This is a genomic window from Pseudomonas sp. MEJ086, assembly GCF_030209025.1.
Classification (GTDB): Bacteria; Pseudomonadota; Gammaproteobacteria; order Pseudomonadales; family Pseudomonadaceae; genus Aquipseudomonas; species Aquipseudomonas fulva_A.
The window spans coordinates 67750-92529 of record NZ_JARVSV010000020.1; the positions used below are offsets into that span (position 1 = coordinate 67750).

23 protein-coding genes are annotated in these 24780 nt (G+C 61.1%); 14 read left to right on the forward strand and 9 right to left on the reverse strand.

Going from position 1 to position 24780, the window contains the following annotated elements:
• Positions 1–57: 57 nt before the first annotated feature.
• The 8 genes from QRN22_RS12915 to QRN22_RS12950 all read right to left on the reverse strand — a co-directional run bounded on the left by QRN22_RS12915 (position 58) and on the right by QRN22_RS12950 (position 6864).
• Positions 58–444, reverse strand: a complete 387-nt coding sequence (locus QRN22_RS12915; protein WP_042552691.1) for a MerR family transcriptional regulator — start codon at positions 442–444, stop codon at positions 58–60.
• A gap of 137 nt (positions 445–581) precedes the next feature.
• Positions 582–1019 (reverse strand): hypothetical protein, encoded by a 438-nt coding sequence (locus QRN22_RS12920; RefSeq protein WP_042552690.1) that lies wholly within the window; start codon positions 1017–1019, stop codon positions 582–584.
• An 83-nt stretch (positions 1020–1102) separates the two neighbouring features.
• Entirely contained in the window at positions 1103–1429 is a 327-nt protein-coding gene (locus QRN22_RS12925) for a thioredoxin family protein (RefSeq protein ID WP_042552689.1), read from the reverse strand.
• A 70-nt stretch (positions 1430–1499) separates the two neighbouring features.
• On the reverse strand, positions 1500–1811 hold the full coding sequence (locus QRN22_RS12930; RefSeq protein WP_042552688.1) for a YgaP-like transmembrane domain: 312 nt from the start codon (positions 1809–1811) through the stop codon (positions 1500–1502).
• Between the two features lie 88 nt (positions 1812–1899).
• A complete protein-coding gene (locus tag QRN22_RS12935) occupies positions 1900–3063 on the reverse strand; it encodes an acetyltransferase domain-containing protein (RefSeq protein WP_042552687.1) in 1164 nt (387 codons plus the stop codon).
• 172 nt (positions 3064–3235) lie between these two features.
• Positions 3236–4540: a CitMHS family transporter gene (locus QRN22_RS12940; protein WP_042552686.1), complete on the reverse strand. Its 1305-nt coding sequence runs from the start codon at positions 4538–4540 to the stop codon at positions 3236–3238.
• A 149-nt stretch (positions 4541–4689) separates the two neighbouring features.
• Positions 4690–5775, reverse strand: coding sequence for a 4-oxalomesaconate tautomerase (locus QRN22_RS12945; protein ID WP_042552685.1), 1086 nt, complete (start codon positions 5773–5775; stop codon positions 4690–4692).
• A 168-nt stretch (positions 5776–5943) separates the two neighbouring features.
• A complete protein-coding gene (locus QRN22_RS12950) occupies positions 5944–6864 on the reverse strand; it encodes a LysR family transcriptional regulator (RefSeq protein WP_042552684.1) in 921 nt (306 codons plus the stop codon).
• A gap of 222 nt (positions 6865–7086) precedes the next feature.
• Here QRN22_RS12950 and QRN22_RS12955 point away from each other — a divergent pair, with 222 nt between their 5' ends.
• The 8 genes from QRN22_RS12955 to rfbC all read left to right on the forward strand — a co-directional run bounded on the left by QRN22_RS12955 (position 7087) and on the right by rfbC (position 15921).
• Positions 7087–8169: a 4-oxalomesaconate tautomerase gene (locus QRN22_RS12955; RefSeq protein ID WP_042552683.1), complete on the forward strand. Its 1083-nt coding sequence runs from the start codon at positions 7087–7089 to the stop codon at positions 8167–8169.
• 30 nt (positions 8170–8199) lie between these two features.
• On the forward strand, positions 8200–9477 hold the full coding sequence (locus QRN22_RS12960) for an OprD family porin (protein WP_042552682.1): 1278 nt from the start codon (positions 8200–8202) through the stop codon (positions 9475–9477).
• A 50-nt stretch (positions 9478–9527) separates the two neighbouring features.
• Positions 9528–10508: a Bug family tripartite tricarboxylate transporter substrate binding protein gene (locus tag QRN22_RS12965; RefSeq protein WP_285402998.1), complete on the forward strand. Its 981-nt coding sequence runs from the start codon at positions 9528–9530 to the stop codon at positions 10506–10508.
• A 322-nt stretch (positions 10509–10830) separates the two neighbouring features.
• Positions 10831–11805: a D-2-hydroxyacid dehydrogenase family protein gene (locus QRN22_RS12970; protein WP_042556824.1), complete on the forward strand. Its 975-nt coding sequence runs from the start codon at positions 10831–10833 to the stop codon at positions 11803–11805.
• A 299-nt stretch (positions 11806–12104) separates the two neighbouring features.
• The gene (locus QRN22_RS12975) at positions 12105–13151 is read left to right on the forward strand and encodes an NAD-dependent epimerase/dehydratase family protein (RefSeq protein ID WP_042556825.1); all 1047 of its coding nucleotides are present in this window, start codon (positions 12105–12107) and stop codon (positions 13149–13151) included.
• 73 nt (positions 13152–13224) lie between these two features.
• Positions 13225–14001 (forward strand): glucose-1-phosphate cytidylyltransferase, encoded by a 777-nt coding sequence (rfbF, locus tag QRN22_RS12980; RefSeq protein ID WP_042556826.1) that lies wholly within the window; start codon positions 13225–13227, stop codon positions 13999–14001.
• Between the two features lie 13 nt (positions 14002–14014).
• Positions 14015–15376 (forward strand): NAD(P)H-dependent oxidoreductase, encoded by a 1362-nt coding sequence (locus tag QRN22_RS12985; RefSeq protein WP_042556827.1) that lies wholly within the window; start codon positions 14015–14017, stop codon positions 15374–15376.
• Positions 15373–15921 (forward strand): dTDP-4-dehydrorhamnose 3,5-epimerase, encoded by a 549-nt coding sequence (gene rfbC, locus QRN22_RS12990; RefSeq protein ID WP_042556828.1) that lies wholly within the window; start codon positions 15373–15375, stop codon positions 15919–15921. The genes QRN22_RS12985 and rfbC overlap by 4 nt, the downstream gene beginning before the upstream one ends.
• On the opposite strand, the gene QRN22_RS12995 is transcribed toward rfbC, so the two are convergent.
• Positions 15915–16955, reverse strand: a complete 1041-nt coding sequence (locus QRN22_RS12995) for a glycosyltransferase family 2 protein (RefSeq protein ID WP_042556829.1) — start codon at positions 16953–16955, stop codon at positions 15915–15917. The genes rfbC and QRN22_RS12995 overlap by 7 nt on opposite strands.
• A 409-nt stretch (positions 16956–17364) precedes the next feature.
• Between QRN22_RS12995 and rfaH the strand changes: the two genes are divergently transcribed.
• From rfaH to QRN22_RS13025, 6 genes are all read left to right on the forward strand, one after another.
• Complete coding sequence (gene rfaH, locus QRN22_RS13000; protein WP_042556830.1) at positions 17365–17877, forward strand: transcription/translation regulatory transformer protein RfaH; 513 nt, start codon at positions 17365–17367, stop codon at positions 17875–17877.
• Between the two features lie 415 nt (positions 17878–18292).
• Entirely contained in the window at positions 18293–19453 is a 1161-nt protein-coding gene (locus QRN22_RS13005) for an outer membrane beta-barrel protein (RefSeq protein WP_042556831.1), read from the forward strand.
• Positions 19454–19586: 133 nt separating this feature from the next.
• The gene (locus QRN22_RS13010) at positions 19587–20126 is read left to right on the forward strand and encodes a polysaccharide biosynthesis/export family protein (protein WP_042556832.1); all 540 of its coding nucleotides are present in this window, start codon (positions 19587–19589) and stop codon (positions 20124–20126) included.
• 2 nt (positions 20127–20128) lie between these two features.
• Positions 20129–22360 (forward strand): GumC family protein, encoded by a 2232-nt coding sequence (locus QRN22_RS13015; protein ID WP_042556833.1) that lies wholly within the window; start codon positions 20129–20131, stop codon positions 22358–22360.
• 42 nt (positions 22361–22402) lie between these two features.
• The gene (locus QRN22_RS13020; protein ID WP_042556834.1) at positions 22403–23128 is read left to right on the forward strand and encodes a tyrosine-protein phosphatase; all 726 of its coding nucleotides are present in this window, start codon (positions 22403–22405) and stop codon (positions 23126–23128) included.
• 246 nt (positions 23129–23374) lie between these two features.
• Positions 23375–24766: an undecaprenyl-phosphate glucose phosphotransferase gene (locus QRN22_RS13025; protein WP_042556835.1), complete on the forward strand. Its 1392-nt coding sequence runs from the start codon at positions 23375–23377 to the stop codon at positions 24764–24766.
• Positions 24767–24780 lie beyond the last annotated feature (14 nt).

Genomic DNA, 24780 nt, shown 5'->3' on the forward strand with positions numbered 1-24780 from the left:
TAACGACTCTCCATTGTTGTAGTTGTTGGATGCGCTAAACGATGGGGCAGCGGCAGATCAAGAAGCGGCGGGCATCTCCTGCATGGCGGTCAGGCAGCGCTGTTCGGCGGTGTCCAGCTCACGTTGCATCTGCTGGATGTCGAGCAACTGGCGGGCGAGATGCTCGCGGCGCTCGGCGATCTTTTCCAGGAAATGGTCGAGCTGCTTGCGATTGCCGCCAGCGGGGTCATAGAGGTCGATCAATTCCTTGCACTCGGCGAGGGAAAAACCGATGCGCTTGCCACGCAGGATGAGCATCAGCGTCACCCGATCGCGGGCGCTGTAGATACGCTCCTGCCCCTTGCGCTCAGGCATGAGCATGCCCTGCTCTTCATAGAAACGAATGGTACGGGTGGTGACGCCGAGTTCGTGGGCCAGCTGGGAAATGCTGTAGGAATGACTCATGGTGCGAGCGACCTGCGCAGATTACCTTTACGTAAACGTAAGCTTGTAATTACACAGCTGTCAAATTGACGAGAAAGCCGCAGCGCATTGTGTGGGGTACGTGCATGGCCGTTGCGGCCATGCACGTCAACGAGGCATCAGGTGTTCGGCTTGCCGTCCCAAGGCTCGCCATCCAGCGGACGCTTTTTGGCCAGTTCGGCTTCGTCTAGCCCTGAACCGCCGCCGATATCGCCTTCGCCGACGACGCTCAGATCGCGGTCAGCGGGCTCGTCACCGCCACGCTCCCGCGGCGAGCGTGCGCCGGTATCGTCGATCAGGTTCTCGGGGCTCAGATCGTCGAGGCTGACACCGTCTTCATGACGGCCCTCTTTCAGCGTTTCACCGCCACTCTGCCCTGCGTCGCGCACGCGCTCATCCGGGTATTCGTGCTGCACCTCGTCCGCTGGACGGCGGTCGCCGATGCGCCCCTCGCGCTCATCCTTGCTATCGCTGAAATCCAGTTGCTCGATCGAGCCCATGCGATCCTCGGTATCGTCGATCTCACGAGGGGTGGCTGGCTGCTTGGGTGTGCTCATGACGTTCTCCAGTATGGGTCTGTTCGGTTGACTCGACCCCTACCGGGAAAATTCAGGGAAAGTGACGGGTTGCGGTGTGCAGTTCAGCCCTCCCCCACCAACTGTTCAAGGGCTTCTTCCAGCGGGCTGACGCTGGTGGGGCGAATCAGTCGGGTGACCTCCACGCCGTCGCGCAAGAACACCAGGGTCGGCCACAGCTTGACGTTGAAGGCGCGCCCCAGTGGTCGACCGCTGCCGTCCTCGATCTTCAGGTGGGTGACTTCGGGATAGTCCGGCATCACCTTGGCCAGCAACGGCTGCGCCGCCTGGCAATGGCCGCACCAGTCGGTGCCGAATTCGATGAGGGTCATACCAGGCTTGGCCCGTACTTCGGCGGCTGTCGGCGCCGTGCTGCTGTATTCGCTGCTCATGCTATATCTCCGCTCGTGAGCCAAACGCAACCGGCCCGCGCATGGCGGGCCGATTCGTGTTCTCAGCGTATCAGACGCCGTCAGTGACTTTCTTGACGACGGGCTTTACCCGCTCAGCGATTTCGCTTTCCAGCCGGGTGACGGTTTCTGCGATGCGATCCACGTCGGGGCGCATGGAACGGGCGTCTTCCACGAAGCCTTTGAGTCGGCAATGGCCGCTCAGGCCACGGGCAACCAGCAGGCCACCGAACGCTGCGCGAGCAAGGCCGAGTACACCGCCGCGCTTCAGGCCGCCACGGGCCATGGCGATACCACTGCCGATGGAAAGCGCACGCTCCCAACCCTGCACGTTACTGCCGCCTTGCTTATCGAATGTGGACATATCGCTAGCTCCAGTCTGTCTGTGATTCACAACGGACAGGCCGGAAGCAGCCGATGTTCGACCACTCCGACAAGCGGATGAGCGGCATTCAGAGATAACGCAGCCAGGTCAGGTCGCGGCGACGGGCCTTGAGTGCCGCGAACCAGCGCACCGGAGGAAACAGCACCACGGCGAGCAGAATCGAGCAGAGCCACACCGGACCGATCGAGTCGAAACCGAAGTAATCGCCCTGGTTGGTGCCCCAGATGGCCACCGCCGCCAGGTACAGCAGCTTGAGCACGTAGAGGTGCAGCAGGTAGAAGAACATCGGCGCGCCACCGTAAACGGTCAGCACCTTCAGCCAGCGGTTGCCTTGGGCCCGCTCGAAGGCCAGCAACAGCAGCAGCCCCAGCCCCAGGGTCAGCGACAGGAAGGCCAGCGACGGTGGGTACTTGGTGATATTGAGAATGCTCATCAGGGTTTCCAGCCAGTTGCTGCCCATGATCCAGCTCTTCTCGCCGTAGCCGTTGCCTGCACGAACCACGATGAACACCAGCAGGGAAGCTAATCCCCAACCGAGCAACAGGCGCTGCCGGCCGGCGGCGTCTGCAGCACGGCCGAACCACGAACCAGCGGCATAACCCAGGGCGATCACGCCGATCCACGGCAACAGCGGATACGAGGTGCGCAGACGCAGGTTTTCGGAGACCTGCAGCCAGCCGCGATCATGCAGGATGGCCCATGGCACGTGCATCGCCGAATCGGCCGCGAAGTGCAGGCCATCGAGCAGGTTGTGACCGCATACCAGCACCAGCCCCAGCACGATCAGCACGCCGCGCGGCAGCCATACCAGCAGCGACAGTGCCAGCATGCTCAGGCCGATGGCCCAGATCACCTGCAGGTAGATCACCGTCGGCGGCACCTGAAAGGTCCAGGCGAAGTTCACCAGCGTGAATTCCAGTACGACCAGAAACAGCCCGCGCTTGAACAGGAAAGCGCTGACCGCGGCCCGGCCATTGGCCTTCTCGCCATACAGGAATGCCGACAGGCCGGTCAGGAAGATGAATACCGGCGCACAGAGGTGAGCCAGAGTGCGACTGAAGAACAGAGAAGGCTCGGTACTGCTCACATCCATGGGGTCGAGCACCTGTCGGTGCAGGAAAAACGTCTCGCGCACATGGTCGAGCAGCATGAACAGGATGACGAGCCCGCGCAGGGCGTCGATGGAAGTAAGGCGTGAGGTAACGGAATGGGTGGTGGCGGCAGTGGTCATAGCATATCCAGGACAGGAAGCCGGGCAGACAGAGGGTCTACCGGGCACAGCGAATGGTTATGATATAACAAACCTTAACTACCAGCCCAGCCCCATCGTCCATACGAGCATCAACCCTCTCCCACCAGCAGCGGGCGGCTGGGAACACCCGTCCCAGCGCGCCTTCATGCACTCAGACCAGAAATGAAATGGCCCCGGTCAATACCGCCACCAGGGTGATTCCCAGCGACAGCAGCACGGCCCACTTCACCGTGGATTTCTGAAAGTCGCCGATGTCCTTGTCCACCATGCCGACCAGCAACAGGGTCGAAGCCACCAAGGGGCTCATCAGGTGAACCGGCTGCCCGAGGATCGAAGCGCGGGCGATTTCCACCGGGTCGATGCCATAGGCCGCTGCAGCCTTGGCGAGAATGGGTACCACACCGAAATAGTAGGCATCGTTAGACAGCACGAAGGTCAACGGCATGCTGGTAACTGCCACCACCAGCGGGAACAGGTGGCCCCAGGACGGCGGGATCATGTTGACGATGCTTTGCGCCAGGGCATCGACCATCTTGGTGCCCGAGAAGATCCCCGCGAACACGCCGGCCGCGAAGACCAGCAGCACCACCGTCATGGCATTTCCCGAGTGGGAAAGTATCCGTTCCTTCTGAATGTCGAGCTGCGGGTAATTGATCATCAGGGCGACCACGAAACCGATCAAAAAAAGCACGGCAGCATGCGCGACGCCCATCACCAGCGCCGTCATCACGGCGATCACCAGAAACAGGTTCACCCAGACGAAGCGAGGACGCTTGTAGGGCTGGTCGCCGAGAATCTCCTCGATATAGCAGTTGCCGCCGCCGGTCTGCAGTTCGGTGTTGCCGATGCGGCTGCGCTCCTTGCGGCCAAGCACGTAGGCGATCAGCACCACGAAGGCAGCGCCGGCCACCATGGTCGGCAGCAAGGGAATGAAGTATTCGGAGGCATCGAGACCCAGTGCGGCGATGGCGCGCGTCGCCGGTCCGCCCCAGGGCGTCATGCCACTCATGATACTGAGCGACAGCATGGAAACCGTGGCGAGCACCATGGGGTTCATGCCGATGCGCCGGTACAGCGGCAACATCGCCGCGCAGGTGATCATGTAGGTGGTGGTGCCATCGCCGTCCAGGGCAACGGTCAGGGACAGCAGCGCCGTGCCCACGGCGATCTTCACGGGATCTCCGTTGACCTTGCGCAGGATCTTGCGAATCAGCGGATCGAACAGCCCCGTGTCGATCATCAGCCCGAAGAACAGGATCGCGAACAGCAGCAATGCCGCCGAGGGCGCGACCATCTTCAGGCCGTCGAGAATCATCTTGCCGGTCGAATCGCCGAAGCCTCCTGCGACGGCGAAAACGATCGGAATGAAGGTGAGCGCCACGATGGGCGACATGCGCTTCGACATGATCATGTAGGTGAACACGACCACCATCGCCAACCCGAGTAAAGCGAGCATAGAGTTCTCTCTTTTTGTTTTTGGAGACGAGCATCTCGTGGCGATCCGCGACAAGCGGATTTGCCCAAGTTACATGCTTCGTTTGCTGCAGTGACGGCTCTCTGCGTAGAACCTTTGCCAGGAGACCAGTGCCTCACTGGACGGCAATGTCACCCGGCCAGCAGGCGCTCCTCCGGAGCGTGCACCTCACCGGAAAACAGCCGCCTGGCGGTGCGTACCACGGACGCGCGAATGGTCTTGCCCTGCTCGCCCACGTAAGCCAGCGCCACCTCGATCGAACCGCTTGGATGTTCGATGCGTACCTGAGTCATGCGCTCTTCGCTGGCATCGAGACCGAGCATTTGCGCCGCCACGGTTCCCTGACTGACGCACGCGGTGGCCAGACCGATGGAGCCGGTGATGGCCAATGCGCGGTGGCAGTTGTGGGGCATGAAATACCTGACCTGAATCGTTCCGCCGGATGAGGCCGGTGCCAGCAGCACCGGTTTCGGAATGACTTTCTGGCTGACATCACCCAGCCCCATGGCCAGGCCCGCCTGCAGACGAATGGCGTCGAGCCGGGCGAGAAAGTCGAGGTCGGCATCGAGCTCGGCAGGTGACTCGCGGCCGGTCTTGCCCAGGCTGGCGGCATCGATCAGCACCATCGGCATGGCCATGTCGATACAGGTGGTTTCGACGCCATCGAAGCGGTCGCGGGTATTGCCAGTGGGAAACAGCTTGCCGGTCTTGCTGCCGGCAGCATCCAGAAAGGTCAGCTCGATAGGCGCGGCGACACCTGGTACGCCATCGATGCGGGTCGCGCCCGCATAGGTGACTGCACCGCCCGGCGTCTGCACCTTGGAACTGACGAAAGTGCCGGTATTGAGATTCCTGATGCGCACCTCAGTGGTAGCGGGCCCCGCCTTGACCAGGCCCTGCTCGACCGCGAACGGCCCCACGGCGCAGAGCATGTTGCCGCAATTGGGCGCCGTGTCGACCCGCCGCTGGGAGACCATGACCTGCACGAACAGGTAGTCGACGTCTGCATCCGGGTGGCTGGACGGGCTGACGATGGCGACCTTGCTGGTCTGCGGGCTGCCACCGCCTATGCCGTCGATCTCCAGCTCATGCCCTGCGCCCATGACCGACAGCAGGACTTCATTTCTCTCCTCTACCGACTCAGGCAAGTCGCTGGCGAGAAAAACCGGGCCTTTGGAGGTGCCTCCGCGCATGAGCACACAGGGAATTCGCTGCATGATTCTTACTCTTGTACTGATCAATCAGGCCGATTGATGTCTTGAGCAAAAGAGTTACACGCACCGACAATTCCATCAAATGCAAATATTTAAGCGATTGATGCGTTTTACGCATCATTAAGCATGGCATTTCCGGATGGCTGAAAAACGCAACATCGCCGTGTGAGGTTACGCCGGCTTGTCACCGCCCAACGCGGTATAGCCCGGCCACTGTCGCAGCAAGGTATCGACGAATTGCTCCGCAGCCGGCGACAGCGACGAGCCATGGCGCCGTACCAGGCCCAGGGTGCGGCTGATCACCGGGTCCACCAGGGGGCGCTGCACCAGCGTAGGGTGATCTTCGGCAGGCATCGCCAGGCTGGGCATGGCGGCGATGCCCAGGCCTGCCTCGACCATCCCCAGAGACGTGGACAGGTGCTGAACCTCGTAGAACCAGCTGGGCCGCCAGTCGAGGTGAGCCAGGCCATGGTCGAGCAGCACGCGGTTGCCGCTCAAGCGCCCCACGCCGATCAGGCGGTAATCACTCAACTCCCGCCACGCCACCTGAGGCTGCTCCGCCAGGGGATGGTCACGTCGACAGGCAAGCACGAAGGGCTCGTTGACCAGCGGGGTGAAATCGATCTCCGCGTTCTGCCCGCTGAGCATGTTGATGCCGAAATCCGCCTCGCCGCGCAGCACGGCTTCGAGGCCTTCATGGGCGCTCAGGTCGAGGATACGGATGCGAATTTTCGGGTACTGCCGATTGAACTCACGGATCACCGTGGGCAGAAAGTAGAACGCCGCAGTTGGAATGCACGCCAGGGTGACCTGCCCGGACTGACGCTCGGCCAGTTCTCGAATGCCCAGAATCGAACGCTCGAAATCATCCAGCAAGCGCCGAGCCTTGGGCAGGAAGTCACGGCCCACGGCGGTCAGGCTGACCCGCCGCGTGGTGCGATCGAGCAGTTGGGTGCCCAAGCCCTCCTCCAGCTTCTGCATGCGTCGGGTGAGCGCCGGCTGGGACAGATGAATGGCGTTGGCCGCCTCGTGAAAATTGCCGAACTCAGCAATTTTGACGAAGGCACGAAGATCCTGAAGCTCGTAATTCATGCATAAAACCTATCAATGACGACTTTTATTATGGGAGGCAGATTAGTCCATTAATCAGAACGCGGCGACCACCCGTGAAAATGCCACATCCGAAGCCTCTAGCCAGCGCATTAATGCACTAAAAGCATTAGTTCTTGAAATATATGCAATTTACAAAACAAAACACACTCACCACCATTTAAGGAAAGCAACAATAAGCGAATTTATTGCACTGGAGACATCATGCAAGCCATTCCCTGCGTCCTGATGCGCGGCGGCACTTCTCGTGGTCCGGTTTTTCTGGCCAATCACCTGCCTTCAGATATTGCCCAACGAGACGAGCTGCTGCTCAAAGTCATGGGCTCGGGTCACGAGCTGGAGATAGACGGTATCGGCGGCGGCAATCCGCAGACCAGCAAGGTCGCCATCGTGAGCACCTCCCCTCACCCGGATGCCGATGTCGACTACCTGTTCGTGCAAGTCATGGTCGCCCAGCGCCGGGTCGACACGGCCCCCAACTGCGGCAACATGCTCTGCGCCGTCGGCCCATTCGCCATCGAACACGGCCTGGTCAACGCCTGCGCACCAGTGACCCGGGTACGCATTCGCAACCTCAACACCAACACGTTGATCGACTCGGAAGTGCAGACGCCCAAGGGCAAGGTTCGCTACGAGGGAGAAACCAGCATCGATGGTGTTCCCGGCAGCGCTGCGCCAATCAAGCTGACCTTTCTCGATGCTGCAGGGGCGAAGACCGGAACACTGTTGCCTACCGGCAATGTTCGCGACCGCTTCGACGGCGTCGACACCACCTGCATCGACATGGCCATGCCCATGGTCATCATGCACGCCGAAGCGCTGGGCAAGACAGGCCACGAGACAGCTGCACAATTGGACGCCGACAGCGCGTTGCTGGAGCGCCTGGAGCGCATCCGCCTGCAGGCAGGAAAGGCCATGGGCCTGGGTGACGTCAGCCAGATGGTGATCCCCAAACCGGTGCTGCTTGCACCACCTCGCACTGGCGGCACTCTGTCGACCCGCTACTTCATGCCCCACAGCTGCCATCGATCCATCGCCGCCACCGGCGCCATCGGCCTGGCCAGTGCCTGTGCCCTGCCGGGAAGCGTCGCGTTCGACATTGCCCCGATAACCGGTGCGGCCCTGGTACGCCTGGAACATCCGGGCGGGCAGATAGAAGTCTCACTCGAGCCTGGCGAAGACAGCCAGCCGCACCACATGCAGGCCTCCCTGATACGCACCGCGCGGCGCCTTTTCGCCGGCGATGTCTACGTGCCGCTGACGGCAAGAGGCACACAGAAAAACTGACGTCACCCGCGCCCCCGAGAGAACACAATAATGACAAGAAAGAATCTGCTCTATGTATCCCTCGCCCCCGCTTTCCTGACAGGCCTGCCGTTGGCGGTGGGCAATGCCCAGGCGGCCGGATTCATCGAAGACAGCAAGGCCAACCTGGAACTGCGCAACTTCTACCTCAATCGCGATTTTCGTGACGGCCCAGGGCAGAACAAGCGTGAGGAATGGGCCCAGGGTTTCATCCTCGACATGGAATCCGGCTACACCCCGGGCACCGTCGGTTTTGGCGTGGACGCCCTGGCCATGCTTGGCCTCAAGCTCGATTCATCCCCGGATCGCTCGGGTACCGACCTGCTGCCACGCAACGGCGATCGGCGCGCCGAGGACGACTACAGCAAGCTTGGCCTGACCGCCAAGGTGCGTTTCGCCGACAGCGTCCTCAAGGCAGGCACCCTGCTGCCGAAGATGCCGACCCTGCAGTTCAGCAACAGCCGCCTGCTGCCTCAGACCTTCGAGGGCTGGCAGCTGCAGAGCAAGGACATCGACCGACTGACGGCCTCGTTCGGCGAAATATCACGGGTGGTGCAGCGCGATGTCTCGGGCTCCAGCAAGCTGGCACTGAACAACAAGAACGGTCGCTTCGGCGCCAGCCCGAGCAGTGATCATCTGCGCTTCGCCAGCCTCGACTATGCCCTGACGCCGACCACTCAGGTGAGTTACCACCAGGGGGAGCTGAGGGACATCTACCGCCAGCACTTCCTCGGCCTGCAGCACACCCTGGCTCTGGGCCCGGGCAAGCTGAAAAGCGACCTGCGCTACTTCAACAACAGCGAGACAGGTCAGGCACGCGTCGGTGATATCGACAACCAGGTATTCAACGCCATGTTCACCTACAGCCTGGCTGGCCACGCGCTGGGCGTTGCCTACCAGCGCATGCATGGTGACGACGGCTTCGCCTATGTCGACGGCGCAACGCCCTACCTGACCAATTTTCTGCAGATCAACGACTTTGCCGGGCCCGATGAGCGCTCCTGGCAGGTTCGCTATGACTATGACTTCAGCAAAGTGGGCATCCCCGGCCTGACCTTCATGACGCGCTACGTGCGCGGTAACGGCATCGACCTGGCGAATGGCGACAGCGGCAGCGGCAGCGGCAGCGGCAGCGAGTGGGAACGCAACACCGACCTGGCCTATGAATTCGCCGAAGGACCGCTGAAGAACCTCAAAGTCACCTGGCGCAATGCCGCCTACCGCGCCAATTTCACCCGCGGCATGGATGAAAACCGCCTGATCCTGAGTTACGCCCTGCCGATCTGGTGAGACGGCGCCACGTGAAAAACCTGCCAATAAATCCAATACAGGTAAACACCATGAAAGCCTTCAAGAACTGCCTTCTTCTCCCCCTCGCCGGTGCACTGCTGCTGACCACCCTGCAGGCCAGCGCCGACCAGCCGCACCGGCCAGAATGCATCGCGCCAAGCAAACCGGGCGGCGGCTTCGACCTCACCTGCAAGCTTGCCCAGGCGGGCCTGAAAGACAATGCCGTGCTCAAGTCGCCGATGCGCGTCACCTACATGCCAGGCGGTATCGGCGCGGTCGCCTACAACTCGGTGGCCGCCAATCGGCGTAACGAGCCAGGCACCCTGATCGCATTTTCCGGTGCTTCGCTGTTGAACCTGGCCTTGGGCAAGTACGGCCAGTTCGACGAAAACGCCGTGCAGTGGCTGACCACCATCGGTACCGATTACGGCACCCTGGCAGTGCGTGACGACTCGCCCTACAAGAACCTCGACGAGGTCGTGCAGGCGCTCAAGAAAGACCCGAAGAGCGTCGTCGTCGGCGGTGGCGGCAGCATCGGCGGCCAGGGCTGGATGAAGATCGCGCTACTCGCCAAGGCAGCAGGCATCGACCCCAGCGAACTGCGCTATGCGGCCTTCGAAGGCGGCTCCGAGCACTACATGGCGCTGATGGGCAAACACGTCGATCTGGTCACCGGCAGCGCCAGCGAGATCGCCTCCCAGAAGGGCAACGACATCCGCACCCTGGCGGTATTCAGCGAAGAGCGTCTGCCCGGTGACCTGGCTTCCATTCCCACCGCCCGCGAACAGGGCTACGAGATCCAGTGGCCATTGATCCGCGGCTACTTCCTCGGCCCGGACGTTCCCGAAGAACACGTGCAATGGTGGCGCGAGGCCTTCGCCAAACTGGAGTCGTCCCCCGAGTTCGAGCGCTACATGGTCGACCGTGACGTACTGCCGATGTATGTCGCCGGTGCGGACCTGCAAGCCCTGGTACACAAGCAGGTGCAGCAGTACCGCGAGCTGGGCCGCGAATTCGGGCTGGTCGAATAACCTCCTTCCGGGGGGCGCCGTTAGGCTCTCCCCATGCCCCCAATGCAAGACCGTATCTTCGCGGGCGTCTGCTTGGTCTCGCCCCACCATTGGCGACCTGATGGAAAAGAACCTGCACCGCGCCCTGTCGCTCTCCAACGAAGACCTGAGCATCCTGTGGAACGGCTCGATCAGCCGGCCGTATGGGCACTGCTGGCATTGATGATAGCCTTGCCCAACTGGCGTATCTGGCGGGCTCGCCGCAGGGCAGCGGCCCAGAGCGTCGGCTGATACATTACCGAATCAGGCTCCCCATGGAGCCTGAACCGCCTGGGAGCCTGCCATGCATATCGTCATTCCGGATGACTACCAGAACGTCATCCTCACCCTCGATTGTTTCGCCACCTTGAAAGGCCATCAGGTCAGCATTTATCACGATGCCGTCGACGACATTCGACTGCTGGCCGAGCGCTTCGCCGATGCCGATGCACTGGTGCTGACCCGAGAGCGCACGCGCATCGACGACGCACTGCTCGCCCATTTACCGAAGCTCAAATTGATCAGCCAGACCGGCAAGGTATCCAGCCATATCGATGTGGATGCCTGTACCCGTCATGGTGTGGCGGTGATGGAGGGGCGCGCCTCACCCATCGCACCGGCCGAACTCACCTGGGCACTGATCATCAATGCCAGGCGGCAGTTGTTCCCGGCCATGCAGGGCATGTACGACGGGTTGTGGCAGGTCAACCTCGGGCAACGCCTGGCCGGGCAGACGCTGGGCATCTGGGGCTACGGCAAGATCGGCCAGCGCCTGGCCCGTTATGCCCAGGCGTTCGAGATGCCCGTAATGGTCTGGGGCAGCGATGCGTCGCGCCAGGCCGCGGTCGCCGATGGGCACCGTGCGGCGCCATCACGGGAAGCGTTCTTCGCCGAATCCGACGTGTTGACCCTGCACCTGCGTCTCGCCGAGAGCACTCGGCATCTGGTCACCGCCAAAGATCTGTCACTCATGAAAACCAACGCATTGCTGGTCAATACCAGCCGAGCGGAACTGATCGCCCCCGGCGCCCTACTCGAGGCACTGAACCTTGGCAGGCCGGGCGCTGCAGCGCTGGATGTGTTCGAGCAGGAACCCATCTTCGACCCTGCGCACCCGCTTTTGAATCACCCTGCCGTGCTCTGCACGCCGCACCTCGGTTATGTGGAGCGAGCAGGTTACGAGCTGTATTTCGGCGATGCCTTCGCCAATGCCCGGGCGTTTTTCAACGGAGAAGAATGCGTACTGGCCAATCCCGAGGTACGACCGCCAAGGGAATGACAGAAATTCTTCAACATTGTGAAATACGCCACAAAGCCCGCTCCAGAGGGTTCAACGCGTCGATTCGCGCGGGCTCCAGCGGTGCTTGAATCGTTTCGAGCAGGAACTGACCGGGCCTTCTCGATCACAAAAACCTGACCATAAAAACAGAAAATAAATATTAATAATTAAAAATCAATAACTTAACGATGCTAAAACCACTCATCAGATAAACGAGCATTTTTCTGACGCAGGAATACTATCAGCCGAACGATGGATACCGCCCCAACCCGTGGGCGGTCATTGCAAAGGAAGGCTCGATGAGAATTCTCGTACTGGGAAACATGGGCTATGTGGGCCCTGCAGTCATCCGCGAACTGACCACTCGCCATCCCTCAGCCATCGTGCATGGCTTCGATAACGCCTATTTCGCCCATTGCCTTACCCATGCTCAGGTACTGCCCGAGCAGCGCCTGGCGCAGCAGCTGTTCGGCGATGTGCGGGACCTCTCGCCGCAGATGCTGGAAGGCTACGATGCCGTGGTGCAGCTGGCGGCCGTTTCCAACGACCCCATGGGTGATCGTTTTGCCGGCGTGACCGAAACGATCAATCAGCACGCCACCGTCGCCATCGCCAAGGCAGCCGCACGTGCCGGGGTACGCAACTTCGTTTTCGCCTCCAGTTGCAGCGTGTACGGCGTGGCCCAGGGCAGCCCGCGCACGGAGAGCGATCCCGTCTCCCCCATGACCGCTTACGCCCGCTCCAAGATCGGCAGTGAAGACGCGCTCTCCGACATCGCTGGCGACATGGTTATCACCAGCCTGCGCTTCGCCACGGCCTGCGGCATGTCCGACCGACTGCGCCTGGACCTGGTACTCAATGACTTCGTCGCCGGCGCGCTCAGCGAAGGCCGTATCACGGTGCTCAGCGATGGCTCGCCATGGCGCCCGCTGATCGATGTCGCCGACATGGCGCGGGCCATCGACTGGGCCATCCAGCGCAACGCCGACAACGGCGGGCGCGTTTTGCGGGTGAATACCGGCAGTGACGAGCGCAACCATCAGGTCCGCGACCTCGCTGCAGCGGTAGCCAATGCCCTGCCCGGCACCGAGGTCAGCATCAATACCGAAGCCCCCGTCGACAGCCGCTCCTATCAGGTCGATTTCAGCCTGTTCGCCAGCCTTGCTCCCGCTCATCAGCCACAGATGACCTTATCGAAGTCGATCAGCGGGCTGGTAGAGGGCCTCAAGGGCATGAACTTCAGCGACAGCCAGTTCCGCACCTCGCCGCTCGTGCGCCTGCGGGTTCTGCAAGGCCATATCGACAGTGGCCGCCTGAGCGAGGACCTGCGCTGGCAATCACGCTAGGCATAGCGGCCACATAGCCAGAGCACGCATGACTCATTGATACAGCGTCCATTCACCACGGGGGAACACCATCATGAAGGTTGCAATCTTTGCGGGTGGCTTCGGCACCCGCCTGAGCGAAGAGACGGCGATCCGTCCCAAGCCAATGGTCGAGATCGGTGGCCGACCGATCATCTGGCACATCATGAAGATGTACGCGCACCACGGCTTCAATGATTTCGTGGTACTCGGTGGCTACAAGGTCGATTACATCCGCGACTACTTCCTCAACTACCGCGCGCAACGCACCGATTACACCATCGACCTGAAGACCGGCAACATCGATTGGCTGGAGAGCGTCAGCGAGGACTGGCGCGTCACCGTGCTCGATACCGGCGCCGACTCGATGACCGGCGGGCGCCTCAAACGTGCCGTGCCACTGCTGTGCAACGAGCCGTTCTGCCTGACCTACGGCGATGGCGTCAGCGATGTGAACATCGGCGAACTGGTCAAGACGCACAAGGCCTCCAAACGCTGGTGCACCCTTACCGCCGTGACCCAGCCCGGGCGTTACGGCGCACTGCGTCTGAACGAGGACCTCAATCGCGTCGAAGCCTTCCGCGAGAAAGGCGCTGCCGATGGCGGCCTGATCAACGGCGGCTTCTTCGTCTGCCAACCGGAAGTCTTCGAGCTGATCGACGACGACCAGACCACCTGGGAAAACGAACCCATGGATCGCCTGGTCGAGCGCGACATGCTTGGCAGCTACCACCATCAGGGCTACTGGCAGAGCATGGACTCGCTGCGCGACAAGATCACCCTGGAAACCGCCTGGGCCAGTGGCGCGCCGTGGAAACAGTGGAACGACTGAAGGAGCAGCATCGATGATCATCGTTGACACGGCCCTGGCCAAACGCGAAGCCGAAGGCCGCCCCATTCGCGTGGGCATGATCGGCGCCGGCTTCCAGGGCAGCGGCATCGCCCTGCAGATCCTCACGGCGACCACCGGCATGCGCCTGTGCGCCGTGGCCAATCGCACTGTCGGCGGTGCGGTCGGCGTGTACGACCAGGCCGGCATAGAGCCGCTGCAGTGCAACACGCAAGCCGAGCTGGAGCGAGCCATCGCCAGTAGCACACCAGCCGTCACCGAAGATGCTCTGGCCCTCGCTCGTGCCGAAGGATTGGATGCGATCATCGAAGTCACCGGCTCCATCGAATACGCAGCGGGCGCGGTGCTCGCCGCACTGCAAGCCGGCAAGCACGTGGTGCAAATGAACGCCGAGCTGGACGGCACCATCGGCCCGATCCTCAAGCACAAGGCCGACCAGGCTGGGGTCATCTACACCTTTTCCGATGGCGATCAGCCAGGCGTGCAGATGAATCTCTACCGCTTCGTGGCGGGGCTAGGCATCAAGCCGGTGCTGTGCGGCAACATCAAAGGCTTGCACGATCCGTATCGCAACCCGACCACGCAGCAGGAGTTCGCGCGTCGCTGGGGGCAAAAAGCGGCGATGGTCGCGTCTTTCGCCGATGGCACCAAGATTTCCTTCGAGCAGGCCATCGTGGCCAACGCCACCGGCATGCGCGTAGCTCGCCGCGGCATGCTCGGCCCGGACTTTTCCGGCGGCAATCCGGGCGCACCACTGGTGCCCATCGAGGACACCATTTGCGCGTTCGAAGCGCACTTGAATGCAAACGAACCCGGCCTGGTCGATTACGTCGTGGGCGCCCGCCCGGGCCCCGGAGTGTTCGTCATCGGTACGCTGGAAAATCCGCGGCAGCGCCATTACCTGGAGCTCTACAAGCTCGGCAAGGGCCCCTATTACAGCTTTTATACGCCTTACCACCTGTGCCACTTCGAGGTGCCCAACTCGGTCGCCCGCGCGGTGCTGTTCGGCGATCCGGTCCTGACGCCCAGTGGCGGGCCAAGCGTGGGGGTGATCACGGTGGCCAAGAAGGATCTGCGGCCAGGCGACAGCATTGACGACTTCGGCGGTTACGAGACCTACGGCATGGCCGAGAACATCGCCGCCATCCGCGATGAAAACCTGCTGCCCATCGGCCTGGCACTCGGCTGCACGCTGAAGCGCGCAGTGGCCAAGGATAGCGCGCTGACCTTCGACGACGTGCAATTTCCGAGCGGGCGACTCGTCGACCGCCTTTACGCCGAGCAGGAATGCCTGTTCGCAGCAGACGCCGCCAGCACTCGACGCTTTCGCGATTTTCTCGATCAGGAGCAGCCATGATCTTTCACAGCACGACACTCAACGACGCCTGGCTGATCGAACTGCAACCGCGCGGTGACGAACGCGGCTACTTTGCGCGAACCTTCTGTGCGGATGAGTTCGAGCGCCATGGACTGATCAGCCACTTCGTGCAACAGAACACCTCACGCTCGGCACGACGCGGCACCCTGCGCGGCCTGCATTATCAGGTGCAGCCCCATGGCGAAGCCAAGCTGGTGCGCTGCACCCGCGGCGTCATCGTCGACGTGATCGTCGATCTGCGCGAGCAGTCCTCGACCTATCTGCAGCACGAGGCGTTCGAGCTGAGCGCCGACAACCAACGGCAGCTTTACGTGCCGCCAGGCTTCGCTCACTCGTTCCAGACCCTGAGCGATGACGTTGAAGTCAGTTACCTGGTGTCGAGCGCCTATACGCCGACTGCCGAACGCGGTCTGCGCTACAACGACGAGCGCCTGAGCATCGATTGGCCACTGGCAGTGACCACCATTTCGGAAAAGGATGCGGCCTGGCCCCTGCTGGCCGACCGCACCGACCGCCTCTACTGAGCGGGCATCATCTCCGGCTGCAGGAAGCTGGAGGCCGGCTCGATATCCAGCGACATCACCGGTAACGTCATCTCGAATGCCGGAACCACGGCTCGGCGAATCTGCACCCGCAGGCTGTCCAGCGGTGCATCGGCGGACTCGACCCGCGGCGAGAACGCCAGGGCTTCCAGCAACCCCTGCAGAACGATGCGGGCTTTGTAGAATTCACCGCCGCGCAACAATCTGAACATTCCCCACAGCCGGTGGCTCAAGGTCGTCAGCAACCGGCGACGATTGGCGTACTTGCGGGTGATGAACAACTCGTTGCGCACGAAGTGGCGGTGATAGCGGATCCGCGCAGGGCTCTTCTCGGTGCGGATGTTGATCGCCCCACCACCCTCCTGGCGCAGATGCAGCACCTTGCTCGCGCCCACCAGATACCCCGGGGTATTACGAGTGACGCGCAAGGTGAACTCGGTGTCCTCGCCCCAGATGAACATCGAGGAAATCGGCACGCCGAACTCGGTCAGCGTGGCGCGAGGTACCAGAATCGACACGAAGGTCGCCCGGGAAACCGGCACCACGCCCAGATCCACGGTAGCAGGCCAGCACTCGTAATCGATCCGGTTGCGCCGCTGATCCAGCGACGGCGCATTGTTGACCAGCCCCTCCTGGGTGTAGGCACCCGACAACAGGAAGGTGCGCTTGATATTCCGTGCAGCCAGCGATTCATCCGCCTCGATCAGCCGCTGCAGGGCATCGGCACTGGGAATCACATCATCGTCCATCATCCAGATGAAATCGGCGCCACGCTGGTAAGCCATGCGGAACCCGGCATTGAAACCACCGGATGCTCCGACGTTATCCGACAGCACATACAACTCCAGACCGGGCAATGCCAGATCCAGCACCATTTGCTCCGTACCATCATTACTGGCGTTATCGATCACGATAACGCCATCACAGGGTCTTGTTTGCGCGTATACGGCATCCAGGCAACGCTCGAGCAAATCCTTGCGGTTATAAGTAAGAACCACTGCGTATATGTGCGTCATGATTCATCATCCTTAATCAGAGTTGATATCTATTGGCCACCATGGCTCCAATCTTTTTTTCTTCGGCTGATCCGTTATGCAGATGCGTTATCACCGGCTCCGTTCAGGGCATCCGACAACGCGTAACAGGCAAGACGAAACCATCAAAAAACAGGCGCCATAAAATCGATTGCAACTTACCGGGGAACTTTCCTTGATACGGGTAACACGCAACCAATATGCACCTTTCCGGCAACTAAAAATCAAAATGACAGCACAATTACGGCAGCCACTTGTCGGATTTTTCAGCTCATGAAATAACTCGCCACTCGTCGCGCAATTACACCTAATGAAGTGTGGAAGGCCTACTATCGACGCTCTGCCAGAACAGCGATTGATGGCACTTCGCAAGCATGGAAAGCTGAGGCCTATGAGCATCGACGTGAAGTTTTCGGAAGCCGCCTGGTACCTGATCCAGTGCAAGCCCCGACACGACGACAAGGCCTGGGAACACCTGAACAGACAGGGTTTCGAGTGCTTTTGCCCGCGCACCAGAACGCAGGCGACCAGGGCAGGCAAACGCGTCCAAATCACCCAACCACTCTTTCCCGGCTACCTGTTTCTGCATATGCAGGAACAGGGTAACTGGGCAGCGTTGCGCTCGACACGAGGCGTCAGCAGGGTCGTTGCCTTCTGCGGAGTTCCTTGCCGAATAGATGATTCAATTATCGAGCAATTGAAAGCGCGCAGCCTGCAGAGCGTGCAAGCGAAAGCACTGACTGCCGGAGACAGAGTGCATATAAACAGTGGTCCACTGGCCGATATGGATGCGATCTTCCTGGCCATGGACGGCGAACAGCGAGTGATGCTGCTGCTTCGCTTACTTAATCGAGAAAAGCGCATAAAAGTCCCGCTCTCTCAACTTTCAATTTTACAGGCATGAATATTGCTCAACCTCTTAACATGCCTGTAACGCAAAACTTCTACTATCCGGGCTGAACCCAGAGCCTCAGCCACTGCATCCCATCCGACATCGCATCATTGCCCTCAAGAACGATGGCCTTGGGGCGGTAGCGTATTTTTCAGAACCGAGCACGCTGCCCCCGATTGCAGCACTGGCGGCAGGAGCGAACCATTAAAGCGCATGAAAAGTTCCGTGTTTTTTTATCGAGGCGCCTGTGATGAGTTTCACGGCCAACGGGGAACTTCTTCCCTGAGCCGACAACCAATGACTCATGAAAAATGGCCGCAAGTCAACGCGATAGGTGACTGAACAGAGGCTGCCGGGCCATCGTCCCGCAGCGTAGTCACCCGGCCACTCCACTCAAGCGATCGACCCCGGGAAGGGATTTGGCACGATGAAACTCACCAAGATATTGACGGCTTCGCTAGCAGGTACGCTGTCTACGACCAGCTGGGCAACCGACCCGGCGAGCATCGACCTGGCTGGTTTCGAGTTCACGCCTACCCTCGACGTTACCGAGAGCTACGACGACAACTACCGCGGCCTGCGTGACGGCGCCGGTTCTTCCTGGATCACCAGCATCAACCCGAAGTTTCTGCTCAGCGCCGAGACGCGCAACAGCGGTTACCAGCTCGAATACGAATTCGACGACCAGACCTACCACTCTGACGATCGGGCCAGTCATACCGACCATCACCTGCGCTTTCGCAGCATTCTCGAATTCAACTCGCGCAATCGCCTGCGCTGGAATCTCGGCTATCACCGCGTCGAGGAGACCATCGACCTGGCGGATCCCGATGACAATGAAAACGACAAGTACGACCGCACCGTCGCTGGCGCCACCTACAGCTACGGTACGCTCAGCGGATTGAACCAGCTGGACTTCGGCGTCAATCGCGAGGGTATCCGCTACCGCAACAGCGGCGAACTCAACGCCGACGAAGAACGCGACAGCACCATGTTCAACACCGTGTGGTACCACCGCCTCGGTGGCAGCACGCGATCGCTGGTCGAACTGCGCCACACCGATCATGACTACATCCGCAGCGGCAGCAACCGCGACAGTACCAATGACGCCGCACTGTTCGGCGCCACCTGGGAAGCCACCGCCAAGACCTCCGGCACCCTGCGCCTCGGTGCCGAACGCAAGAACTTCGACAGCAACACGCGTGAGGATTACACCAGCCCGATGTGGGAAGTCGGTGTGGCCTGGGAACCGCGCACCTACTCTGTCGTCAAACTCAACACACGCCGTGCCTTCGACGAAGGCGACGACGGTGCGAGCACGGTTCAGGACACCACCACCCGCCTGAGCTGGGAACACGAATGGTCGGCCTTCATCCGTACGGATCTTGACTACCGCTTCTCCGATCGCGACTACAAGGCGATCGAGCGCAAGGACGAGCGCACCAGTTACGGCCTGGGAGTCACCTACTCCCCGGATCGCTGGGTCGATGTATCACTGGGTTATCGCCACACCGAAAACGATTCGAGCGTGCGGGAGAAATCCTATGACCGGAACATCTATCAGCTGTCGTTGAGTTTGAGCCTCTAGCACCGGGGCCCTCCTCAACAGGGTGACGACCAACGTCACCAACCCTATCAACCTTTTCCCGTTCGCCTCTGCAGGCGAGCGGTGGCGCCCTTTTTTCCGCGCCACAGACGAATCAACCACAAGGAGTAAGCGGATGTCAGTCCACCATCTGTTCAAAGCCTTCTCGCTGCTGCTGATGCTCGCATTCGCAGCGACTGCCCAGGCCAATCCACAGTATCGGCTGAGCTCTGGCGACGTGATCAAGATCAGTGTCTTCGGCGAGCCGGATCTGTCGTTCGAGGAAATCCGCCTCAATGACGCAGGCACTTTCTCCTACCCCTTCCTGGGGTCGATCGAAGCCAGTGACAAGACTGCCGGCGACATCGAACGCATCATCACCGACAGATTGAAGGCCGACGGCTATCTGGTCGATCCCCGCGTCTCCGTGAGCGTGACCACCTACCGCGAGTTCTACATCAGCGGCGAAGTGAAGGCGCCCGGCGGCTATCCGTATCAACCCGGCCTGACCCTGGACCGCGCCATCGCGCTGGCCGGCGGCCTGACCGAACGCGCTTCCACCAAACGCATCACCATCGCGCGCGGTTCAGGCGAAGCCCGAGCTTCGGAAAAGGCCGCGCTCGACACCCTGGTCAAGCCGGGTGACACCATCACCATCGATCAAGGGTTCTTCTGAATATGAACAGTCCTGCACGAACGATCCGACAGTGGCAGCCATCGCCGTCGGAAGCAGATAGCGATTACATCGACCTGCGGCGTATCTGGAACGCCATCTGGATGCGCAAGTGGGCCATCGTGCTGTTCGTGGTCGTGATCACGCTGGTCACCGCCCTCGCCGTGTCCCGTATGACGCCCGTCTACAGAGCGGTATCGACGGTGATGATCGAGACCAAAGGCACCCAACTGGTGTCCTTTCAGCAGGTCTACGACACCACCGGCGCAGTGAACGAATACCTGCAAACCCAGCTCGGCCTGATCAAGAGCCGCGGCGTTGCAGAGAAAGTGGTTCGCGAACTCAACCTCACCGAGCACCCGGACTTCGACCCGCGCCAGCAGCCCAAGCCGCTGATCAACGTCGGTGGGTTCGTGCGTAGCGTGCAGGGCATGCTGTCGGTGACCGGGCTGGTCGATGAGCCCGAGCCGGCCACACCGATGACCGAAGCCGAGCTGCTGGATATCGTCACCAAGATGCTGATGGACCGCACCAGCATCTGGGTAGAAGGCAAGAGCCAGCTGGTGAGCATTTCCGTCGAACTGCCGGACCGCCTGACCGCAGCGCAGATCGCCAACTCCCTGGCCAGCAACTACATCGATAGCCAGCTCGAAGCGCAGATGGAAATGTCGCTGTCCGCTACCACCTGGATGAACACTCGCCTGACCGAGCTGCGCAGCTCGCTGCAGGAAGCCGAGAACCGCCTGCAAGCCTATCGAGAGGCCGAAGGCCTGGTCGATGTGAACGGCGTGGCGACCATCAGCAACAACGAACTGTCGCTGACCGGTGATCGCATGATCGACGCCCGTCGCCAGCGCGCCGAAGCCGAAAGCCAGTTCCGCCAGGTCGAGTCCATGGGCTCCACCGACTGGCGCCGTCTGTCCAGCGTGCCTGCCGTGCTGGGCAACCCGCTGATCCAGCAATTCAAGGCGGAAGAAGCCCGCGCTCGCGCCAAGGTCGAAGAGCTGTCGCGCCGTTACGGCGAGCGCCACCCGGCCATGGCCGCTGCCAAGTCCGACCTCAGCGCTGCCTCGGCTAGCCTGCGCGCTCAGGTCGAGCAGGTCGTGGCGAGCATCGAGCGCAACTACCAGCTGGCTGTCGCCAACGAGAACTCCCTGAATGCCTCGTTCAACAAGAACAAGGAACAGATCCAGGACATCTCGCGCAAGGAGTTCAAGGTACGTGAGCTGACCCGCGACGTGGAAAGCAACCGTTCGCTGTACGAAACCTTCATGACCCGTCTGCGCGAAACCGCAGCCACTCAGGACGTCAATTCCAGCAACGCGCGGATCATCGATCAGGCCATCGCGCCCATTCAGGCCGCTGCGCCGAACAAGAAGTTGCTGATCGTCCTGGCTGCCGGCCTGGCGCTGATTTTCGGTATCGCCCTGGCGGTGATCCGCGACATCCTCAACAACACCTTCAAGAGCGCCGACGACGTCGAGAACAAGCTGAACCTGCCGGTGCTCGGCATCGTCCCGCTGATTTCCACCAACACCAAGTACACCGCAGCGCACCTCTTCGAGCATGGTGAGGACGCGCGCTTCTGCGAGTCGATCCGCACCATTCGGACCAGCCTGATGCTGGCCGATACCTCGCGCTCGCAGAAGGTTCTGGTGGTCACCTCCTCGTCACCTGGCGAGGGCAAGAGCACCCTGGTGGCCAACATGGCATTCGCCCTCAGCCAGCTGCAACGCGTGCTGCTGATCGATGCCGACCTGCGCCGCCCTACCCTGGCCAAGAGCTTCGACTTCCCGGTCGGTACGCCTGGCCTGGCCAACCTGATCACCGGCAGCGCCAAGGTCGAAGACTGCATCCACAACATGGGCAACAACCTGGACATGCTGCCAGCCGGTGCGGTACCGCCGAACCCGCTGGAACTGCTGGCATCGCCACGTTTCGCCAAGTTCCTGGAAATGATCAAGGAGCGCTACGACCACATCATCATCGATTCGCCGCCAAGCCAGGCGGTCAGCGATGCCTCGCTGCTGTCGACCTTCGCCGACTCGGTCATCTACGTGATCAAGTCCGAGGCGACCTCGATCCCGCTGGCACAGCGTGGCGTGGGCCACCTGCTGCAGAGCGGTGCCTCGGTGATGGGCGTGGTACTCAACCAGGTGGACGTGGAAAAAGCGGCCCGCTCCGGCGATTACAGCGGCTACTACGACCACTACGGTTACAGCGACCGCAAGGCCTGATGCAACCATGAAAATCCAGCGCATGACAGCGGGAGGTATCTGATGATCGATCTGCATAACCACTTGCTGCCGGGCATCGACGACGGCCCGGCAGACCTGCCGACCGCGCTGGAAATGGCCCGCATGGCCGTGGCCAACGGCATCAGCCACATCGTCTGCACGCCGCACATCCATGCCGGCCGCTACGAGAACGACAGCGAGAGCATTCGCGCAGCCTGCAACAGCTTCAACGAGGCGCTGCAGGCGGCCGGTATCGACCTCAAGGTCGGCGCGGCCGCAGAAGTTCGTTTCTCTGGCGAGCTGATGACCCGCGTGAAGGACGGCAGCATTCCGTTTCTCGGTCAGTGGGAAGGCAAGAAGGCGCTGCTGCTGGAATTTCCTCACGGGGAAATGCCCTTCGGCGCCGAACGGCTGACCCAATGGCTGCTGGAAAACGGCGTGGTACCGATCATCGCGCACCCGGAACGCAACAAGGCGCTGATGCACACGCCGAGCAAGCTCAAGCCCTTCATCGAGCAGGGCTGCCTGCTTCAGGTGACCGCCGCGTCTGCCGCTGGTCGCTTTGGTGAACGAGCAATGCACCTGGCTCACGAACTGCTGAGACATCGCGTGGTCAGCATTATGGCGACTGATGCTCACAACCTGGATCACCGCCCCCCCCAATTACAAGAAGGTCTCCTGCAAGCCGCCCGGATCCTGGGCGAGAGAGAGGCCGAACGTCTGGTCATCGACACGCCCTGGCGCATCGCACACCAGCATTTCGCTTAGTTGACTGCCTGATAACGCGTGCCTGTCGGTTCAGGCCGCTGGATTCGTATTTGTTGGAGGTTGGAAAACCATGCGTCGAGAACTCAGCAACAAGACGCACCGCAGCTACCGACTGGCGCGAAAGCGCGGTGAGGCAGTGGGTTCGCCCAGTGGCTCGTCATACGTATCGCATACGAACAGGTCGCCTCTCGTGTCGTTTCCGGGGGCATCACACTTCATCGAAGATTTGCACGAGGATCGCCGCAAATGATTTCCAAACGGATCAATCCTGCCGAAAACCGCAGGGGGCTGACGTTCTGGGGTCAATGGACCTGTGCCATTACTCTGGTCAGCATGCTGCTCTGCTATCTGGTCATCCAGCGTTATGGCGATGTGCCGACCGAGTACCGTCTGCTGATCGTACTCACGGTACTGGGTTCGGTGCCTGCCTATGGTCTGCTGCGCGTTTACCACAAACGCTTCAGCTACCTGACCGGTCTGGCGCATTTGCTGGCAGGGTGGCTGACCCTCCTCGCCGGCCTGCTGTTCGTCGCCTACTTCAGCCAGAGCCTGGAGCGTTTCTCCTTCGAAATCATGCGTGAGTGGGCGCTGCTTGGCTTCCTCGCCCAGGCGATCGCCTTCATACCGCTGCGCTATTTCGCCAGGCTTCATTCGGAAAAGCTGCGCAACGATCGCGTCTCGCTGATCATCGGTTCCGGTGAGAAAGCTCACGAACTGGCCGAGCGCCTGGCTGCCTCCAACCGCGTTCCGCTGATCGGCATGCTCGCGTCGAGCGACGATGCGCACACCCAGGACGGCCGCTTCCCGATTCTCGGCGCCCTGCATCAGTTGCGTGAAGTGACCGAGCAGCATGGCGTACGCCGGGTGTACATCGCCCTGACCCTGGACGAGATCTCGCACATCGAGAAGCTCTACATCGACCTGCTCGACATGAGCGTCGACGTGGTCTGGGTACCGGACTTCGGCAGCATGCCGCTGCTCAACCAGTCGATATCGCAGATCGAACAGTTGCCAGCCATCTACCTCAACGAAAGCCCGATCAGTTCGCACCCTGCTGCCGTGTTCAGCAAGGAGCTGATGGATCGCACCCTGGCCTTCCTCGCCCTGGTCGCCCTGAGCCCGGTGTTCATTACCGCAGCCATCGCGGTGAAGCTGTCGTCCCCCGGCCCGGTGTTCTTCCTGCAACCGCGCCACGGCTGGAACGGTGGCGTGATCCTGGTGTGGAAATTCCGCTCCATGCGCATGCACGACGACCAGAAGGTCAAGCAGGCGACCCGTGAAGATCCACGCATCACGCCTGTCGGCCGCTTCCTGCGACGCACCTCGATCGACGAACTGCCGCAGCTGCTCAACGTGCTGCGCGGCGAGATGTCCCTGGTTGGTCCACGCCCCCACGCGGTGGCCCACAACAACTACTACAGCGACAAGATTCTTGCCTACATGGCCCGTCATCGCCTCAAGCCGGGTATCACCGGTCTGGCTCAGGTGACCGGTCATCGCGGTGAAACCGAAACCCTGGAAAAGATGCAGCAACGCGTGGAACAGGATCTGGCCTACATCAACAACTGGTCGCTGTGGCTGGACATCAAGATTCTGGTGAAGACGCCCTTCACCCTGTTCTCGCGCGACATTTATTGAACGATGCCCCTTTG

Coding starts and splice junctions, on each gene's coding strand:
- rfbC (WP_042556828.1), top strand. CDS start 15,373: ATGATCTTTCACAGCACGACACTCAACGACGCCTGGCTGATCGAACTG.
- QRN22_RS13010 (WP_042556832.1), top strand. CDS start 19,587: ATGTCAGTCCACCATCTGTTCAAAGCCTTCTCGCTGCTGCTGATGCTC.
- QRN22_RS12935 (WP_042552687.1), bottom strand. CDS start 3,063: ATGACCACTGCCGCCACCACCCATTCCGTTACCTCACGCCTTACTTCC.
- QRN22_RS12955 (WP_042552683.1), top strand. CDS start 7,087: ATGCAAGCCATTCCCTGCGTCCTGATGCGCGGCGGCACTTCTCGTGGT.
- QRN22_RS13025 (WP_042556835.1), top strand. CDS start 23,375: ATGATTTCCAAACGGATCAATCCTGCCGAAAACCGCAGGGGGCTGACG.
- QRN22_RS12915 (WP_042552691.1), bottom strand. CDS start 444: ATGAGTCATTCCTACAGCATTTCCCAGCTGGCCCACGAACTCGGCGTC.
- QRN22_RS12995 (WP_042556829.1), bottom strand. CDS start 16,955: ATGACGCACATATACGCAGTGGTTCTTACTTATAACCGCAAGGATTTG.
- QRN22_RS12965 (WP_285402998.1), top strand. CDS start 9,528: ATGAAAGCCTTCAAGAACTGCCTTCTTCTCCCCCTCGCCGGTGCACTG.
- QRN22_RS12960 (WP_042552682.1), top strand. CDS start 8,200: ATGACAAGAAAGAATCTGCTCTATGTATCCCTCGCCCCCGCTTTCCTG.
- QRN22_RS12985 (WP_042556827.1), top strand. CDS start 14,015: ATGATCATCGTTGACACGGCCCTGGCCAAACGCGAAGCCGAAGGCCGC.
- QRN22_RS12950 (WP_042552684.1), bottom strand. CDS start 6,864: ATGAATTACGAGCTTCAGGATCTTCGTGCCTTCGTCAAAATTGCTGAG.
- QRN22_RS12930 (WP_042552688.1), bottom strand. CDS start 1,811: ATGTCCACATTCGATAAGCAAGGCGGCAGTAACGTGCAGGGTTGGGAG.
- QRN22_RS12970 (WP_042556824.1), top strand. CDS start 10,831: ATGCATATCGTCATTCCGGATGACTACCAGAACGTCATCCTCACCCTC.
- QRN22_RS13005 (WP_042556831.1), top strand. CDS start 18,293: ATGAAACTCACCAAGATATTGACGGCTTCGCTAGCAGGTACGCTGTCT.
- rfaH (WP_042556830.1), top strand. CDS start 17,365: ATGAGCATCGACGTGAAGTTTTCGGAAGCCGCCTGGTACCTGATCCAG.
- QRN22_RS12920 (WP_042552690.1), bottom strand. CDS start 1,019: ATGAGCACACCCAAGCAGCCAGCCACCCCTCGTGAGATCGACGATACC.
- QRN22_RS12925 (WP_042552689.1), bottom strand. CDS start 1,429: ATGAGCAGCGAATACAGCAGCACGGCGCCGACAGCCGCCGAAGTACGG.
- QRN22_RS12945 (WP_042552685.1), bottom strand. CDS start 5,775: ATGCAGCGAATTCCCTGTGTGCTCATGCGCGGAGGCACCTCCAAAGGC.
- QRN22_RS12975 (WP_042556825.1), top strand. CDS start 12,105: ATGAGAATTCTCGTACTGGGAAACATGGGCTATGTGGGCCCTGCAGTC.
- rfbF (WP_042556826.1), top strand. CDS start 13,225: ATGAAGGTTGCAATCTTTGCGGGTGGCTTCGGCACCCGCCTGAGCGAA.
- QRN22_RS13020 (WP_042556834.1), top strand. CDS start 22,403: ATGATCGATCTGCATAACCACTTGCTGCCGGGCATCGACGACGGCCCG.
- QRN22_RS12940 (WP_042552686.1), bottom strand. CDS start 4,540: ATGCTCGCTTTACTCGGGTTGGCGATGGTGGTCGTGTTCACCTACATG.
- QRN22_RS13015 (WP_042556833.1), top strand. CDS start 20,129: ATGAACAGTCCTGCACGAACGATCCGACAGTGGCAGCCATCGCCGTCG.